This window comes from Burkholderia sp. E168m23 (genome assembly GCF_016586125.1).
Classification (GTDB): domain Bacteria; phylum Pseudomonadota; class Gammaproteobacteria; order Burkholderiales; family Burkholderiaceae; genus Burkholderia; species Burkholderia orbicola.
This window is the reverse complement of record NZ_BCPP01000843.1, coordinates 1-3205: the sequence shown is the minus strand read 5'-3', so window position 1 is coordinate 3205 and position 3205 is coordinate 1. Positions and strand designations below refer to the sequence as shown.

The following is a 3205-nucleotide window of genomic DNA, read 5'->3' as shown; positions in this document are numbered from 1 at the left end:
CGCGCGCAGCACGACCTTCGCGAACGCTTCCGGTGTGGTGAGCTGACCTTGCGCGGTGAGCGGCACGGTCACGCGCTGGCCCGGCAGCGCGGGCAGCGCACCGAGGCTGCCCGGTGCGATCTGCACGTTCTGCTGCCCGATCGCGGTCGTCAGGTCGCTCATCGACAGGCCGAAATTGATCAGCTTCTGCGGATCGACCCAGATGCGCATCGCGCGCTCCGAACCGAACTGCAGCACACGGCCGACGCCGTCGATGCGCCGCAGTTCCTCGGAGACGCTGCGCGCCATGTAGTCGGCGAGCGCGCCTTCGTCGAAGCGGCCGTTGTCGGAGCGCAGGCTGACGATCATCAGGAACCCTGACGACGCGGATTCGACGATTAGTCCGTTCTGACGCACGGCGGCGGGCAGGCGCGGCTCGACCGACTTGATCTTGTTCTGCACGTCGACCTGCGCCATCTCCGGATTAGTGCCGGGCTTGAACGTCACGGTGATCTGTGCCTGGCCCGAGGTATCGGCCGACGATTCGAAGTACAGCAGGTTCTTGACGCCGGATAATTCGCGCTCGATGAGGCTCAGCACGCCGTCGTTCATCGTCTGCGGCGTGGCGCCCGGGTAGCTCGCGGTGATCGTGACAGACGGCGGCGCGACCGACGGGTAGCGCGCGACCGGCAGTTGCGGGATCGCGATCAGCCCCGTCAGGATGATGAAGAGCGCGATCACCCACGCAAACACCGGGCGTCGGATAAAGAATTCAGCCATGGCTGGAGGCTCCTCGTGACTCAGTGCGCGGACGCGGTGGCGACCGCGTCAGGCGACTTCCAGTCGGTTGCGGCAGCCGGTGCGCCGTCGGTCAGGCGCTCCATGCCTTCGACGACGATCTTCTGACCGGCCTGCAGGCCCGATTTGATCCGATAGCTGCGGTTCGTCAGTTCGCCGACCTCGACCGCTTTCAGACGAGCGGTACCTTTCGCGTCGAGCACCCACACCTGCGGCTTGCCGCCGGCGCGCACGATGGCCTGTTGCGGCACCATCACGGCGTTGGCGTAGTGCGCGCGCGGAATCCGGGCACGCACGTACATGCCCGGCAGCAACTGGCGTTTCGGGTTGTCGACCAGCACGCGCAGCAGCACGTCGCCGGTGCCCGGATCGACGTTGACGCCCGAGAACAGCATGCGGCCGCGCACGTCGTAACGCGTGTCGTCGTCGCGCAGCACGTCGACCGGCAGGCCGTTGCCGTCCGACGCTTGCGGCTGCGACGCGAGCGCGTCGCGCAGCGCCTCGAGCGAGGCGGCCGGTTGCCGCACGTCCACGTAGACCTGGTCGATCTGCTGGATGCGCGCCATCGGCTGGCTGTCGCTGCTCGACACCAGCGCGCCTTCGGTCACGAGCGCCTGGTCGATGCGGCCGGCGATCGGCGCTTCCACGGTCGCGAACTTCAGGTCGAGCTGGCGGCGCGCGAGCGTCGCGCGGGCCTGCGCGACGTCGGCCGCGGCCTGGTCGCGTTGCGATACGGCGTCGTCGTACACCTGGCGGCTGATCGCGTCGGCCTCGACGAGCGGACTTGAAGCGCGCCGTCTGCACCTTCGCGCGCTCGAGCGCGGCCTGCGCACGCTGCAGCGAGGCGGCAGCCGTGTCCATCTCCGCCTTGAACGGCGCCGGATTGATCTGGAACAGCGGCTGGCCGGCGCGCACTTCGGTGCCTTGTTCGAACAGCCGGCGTTGCACGATGCCGCTCACCTGCGGCCGGATCTCGGCCACCCGCACGGCCGCGACGCGGCCCGGCAGGTCTTCGGTCACGTCGACGCGCGTGGCGGCCACCGTCATGGCCGCGACCGGGGTGGCCGGGGCGGCGGCCTGCTGCTCGGACGGTCCGCACCCCGCCAGCATTGCCGCCACCAGCGCGCATACGGCACCGTGGCAGCATCGTTTCTGATTCTTCATAGCGACTCCAGGAAGCGCAGGCAGCCCACTGCCTGCTTTGACGGGGCGGAGTGTGCTTGGATTAGTTGGGGGCTTTGATGCGGAAAGATGGAGATTCGATGGAGGCGGCGAAAGGCGCCGAAAGGAGGGGATGAGCCGAAGCGGAATGCTCGGACGAACAGGGTGCGGCGCGGTGTCGGGCGCGCGGTGTTTCGGCTCGATGCGCGTGTCGGCTCGCGCTGGTGGTTAAAGATCGAGCCGGCAGGGGGACCGGGGGAACTGCACGACGAGGCGCGGTGCGTCTGCAGCTGGCTGGCCATGACGGGGCCGCTGGGCGCACACGTGCACGACATGGCGCCGGCATCGCGCGATGGCGACGTGGATCGGGTCAGCGAATGGGGCGCGCCATTTGACGCGCGGGCGCGCTACGGTTTGGCGCCGGCATTTCGCAGGGCGTCCGCCGCATACGTGTTGTCGTGCGTCAGCGCGAGTTGAAGCAGCGACTGGCCGCGCCGGTCGACATGGTTCGGATTCGCGCCATGCGCGACGAGCAGCGGAATCAGCTCGAAGCGGTTGAACAGCGTCGCGAACCCCAGCGCGGTTTCGCCGGCGCCGTTCGTCTGGTCGATCGGGCAGCGCGTGTCGATCAGGCGTCGCGCGATGTCGGGCTCGTTCCGGAAGAGGGCGCCCATCAGCGCCGTGTTGCCGTGACGATCGCCGACGCACGCATCGGCGCCGACCGACAACAGGTAGTCGAGCGCCGCGGGCTGGCCGTCGTACGACGCGAGAATCACGGCCGTATAGCCGTGGCTGTCGGTGGCGTCGACCGGATAGCCGGCATCGTGCAACGCGCGCAGGATATCGACGCGGCCGACGCGCGCGGCGTCGAACCAGTCGCCGTCATAGCGGCGCAGCGCGGCAGGGTCGGCCTTGCCGTACGTCGGCTGGTCGGGCAGGTGCGCGCAGCCGGCGAGCGCGGCCAGCGCGAGCGCTGCCACGGCCGCACGGATCGTGTGGGGGAAGCGTTCGGATCGCATGAGGGTGTCCTGATGAAGTGGCCGGGCCGACGTGCGCGGCGCGTGTCGCACACGTCGGCAGCGACCGGAGTCGCGGGGATCAGTTGTCGCTCAGCTTCGCCGCGAGCGATTGCACTTGCTGGACGTTCGCGTGAACGGCCTGTGCGAGACGCGTACCGTAGTCTGCGTCGGCCTTGTAGAAGTACGACAGCATCGCGTACTGGTTCTGCGCATTCTTCACCTGGCCGAGGTCGCCGGACAACGCGGTG

3 protein-coding genes and 1 pseudogene are annotated in these 3205 nt (G+C 68.8%); all 4 read right to left on the bottom strand.

Features of this window, described 5'->3' with window-relative positions; all coding sequences use genetic code 11:
- The coding region (locus tag JMF90_RS30630) for an efflux RND transporter permease subunit (protein ID WP_201325847.1) at positions 1 to 759 on the bottom strand (759 nt) is incomplete at its 3' end.
- 20 nt (positions 760 to 779) lie between these two features.
- A pseudogene (locus tag JMF90_RS30625) lies at positions 780 to 1941 on the bottom strand (efflux RND transporter periplasmic adaptor subunit).
- 404 nt (positions 1942 to 2345) lie between these two features.
- A complete protein-coding gene (locus JMF90_RS30620; protein WP_011548134.1) occupies positions 2346 to 2957 on the bottom strand; it encodes an ankyrin repeat domain-containing protein in 612 nt (203 codons plus the stop codon).
- Positions 2958 to 3036: 79 nt separating this feature from the next.
- Positions 3037 to 3205: catalase-related domain-containing protein (locus tag JMF90_RS30615; protein ID WP_374104292.1), on the bottom strand; the 169-nt coding region annotated here is incomplete at its 5' end.

Excerpts from the sequence above, each read along its gene's own strand:
- JMF90_RS30620 (WP_011548134.1), bottom strand. The coding sequence starts at position 2,957 with ATGCGATCCGAACGCTTCCCCCACACGATCCGTGCGGCCGTGGCAGCG.